General features: G+C 71.3%; 2 protein-coding genes. Both read right to left on the minus strand.

What is annotated here, in order from left to right; all coding sequences use genetic code 11:
• Window positions 1-321, minus strand: a 321-nt coding sequence (locus R6V09_RS52960; RefSeq protein ID WP_317888530.1) for a maleylpyruvate isomerase N-terminal domain-containing protein, incomplete at its 3' end; no start/stop codon positions are given.
• Between the two features lie 91 nt (window positions 322-412).
• Window positions 413-1051, minus strand: a complete 639-nt coding sequence (locus R6V09_RS52965; protein ID WP_317888531.1) for a TetR/AcrR family transcriptional regulator — start codon at window positions 1049-1051, stop codon at window positions 413-415.
• Window positions 1052-1493 lie beyond the last annotated feature (442 nt).

Genomic DNA, 1493 nt, shown 5'->3' on the forward strand with positions numbered 1-1493 from the left:
GGGGAGGGTGAACTCCCGCTCCAGGGTGCCCGGTTCGGCGAACGCGGCCAGTGCCTCGGCCGCGGCCTCCCGGTGCACCCGGGCCGGTTCGCTCATGTCCTGCGGCTCACTCCAGTGCGCCGCGTCCTGTCCCGCGCCGCGCGCGGCGGCCGTGAACCCGCGGTGCTGCGCGGCCATATGGGCCACGAGCCGCCGCAGGTCCCACCCCGCGCAGGGGGTGTCCCGCTGCCAGTCGCTGTCCTTCGCCAGATCCACGACGCGCACGGCTTCGTTCACTGCGATCCGGTCGAGCCCGACGATGTCCGTTCCGGTGGCTGTCATGGGTCGAGCATAAAACTATCCGAACGATCGTGCACGAATGTTTCGGCGTTTTCCTTGCACCGTCACCTCGCCCCTCGGCTGCGGGCGCCGGTCAACTCCCGGGAACGAGCGCCGGATCCACCGCCGCCGCGCGCAACCGCGCCCGGATGCCGGCGCGGGCCCGGCCGTAGGAGATCTCCTCCTCGTTGTGCAGCACCGAGATCATGTTGGCCGTCTCCATCAACGCGACCAGTTCGAAGGCGAGTTGACCGGCATCGGTGTCCGGGAGCAGCTCGCCGGCGGCCCGGGCCTCCTCGATGGTGCCCTCCACGTGGGCCGTCCAGTCGCGCTGCGACTGCAGGACCGCGTCGTGCACGGCACCGGAGCGGGCGTCGAACTCGGCGATGACCTCGTAGAAGAAGCAGCCGCCCGGGAAGACCCGGCCGCGGGAGTACTCCAGCCAGAGATCGCACAACTGCCACAGCCGGCCGACACCGGGCAGGGTGGCGAGGGCGGGCAGCACGACCCGTTCGGTGAAGATGCGGCCCGCCTCGCGCACGGTGGCGAGTTGCAGCTCCTGCTTGGAGCCGAACAGGGCGAAGACACCGCTCTTGCTCAGATCGAGTTCGAGGGCCAACCGCCCTACGGACAGCGCCTCCAGGCCCTCGACGGAGGCGATGTCCACGGTGCGGCGCAGCACCAACTGCCGGGTCCTGTTGCCCCGTTCGATTCTGCCGTCGGTCCGAGACATGGCGGACGTCCTCCTGGTGCAGGGACGAGTGGTCGGCGACCACGGTGGAAGAGCTGTGCGCGAGCCGCACGGAACCAGCGCCCCGCGGGTGGGGCGGTGGGCTCGTCGGTGCTCACGGACTCCAGTCTGCCAGGCGGAAGATCGGTTGCCGCCGCTTCGCCCGGCGAGGCCGCAGTGCGAGGGGACGACCGAGCCCCTCGGCCCGGCCGTCGAGGGCCGGGCCGAAGGGCTGACCGGTGTTGTCACAGGGTGCTGCTGGAGCGGCTGGCGGCTAGGACCTGTCCGGCGGATCCTGTCGCAGACGGGGGGTCTGGTACGCCCTCCCCCACTGCCCTAAAGGCGTGGGGGGACCCCCAGCGGCGTTGTCGTCGGTCGCCGACGGCTCCGCGTCGCCTCCCTCCTCCGCCTTGCAGTTGGACGCACCAGACCCCGCTCACCGGCG

This window comes from Streptomyces sp. W16, assembly GCF_033194735.1.
Taxonomy (GTDB): domain Bacteria; phylum Actinomycetota; class Actinomycetes; order Streptomycetales; family Streptomycetaceae; genus Streptomyces.

What these genes read in the sequence shown, in the direction of transcription:
- R6V09_RS52965 (WP_317888531.1), bottom strand. Translation starts at nt 1,051, where the DNA reads ATGTCTCGGACCGACGGCAGAATCGAACGGGGCAACAGGACCCGGCAG.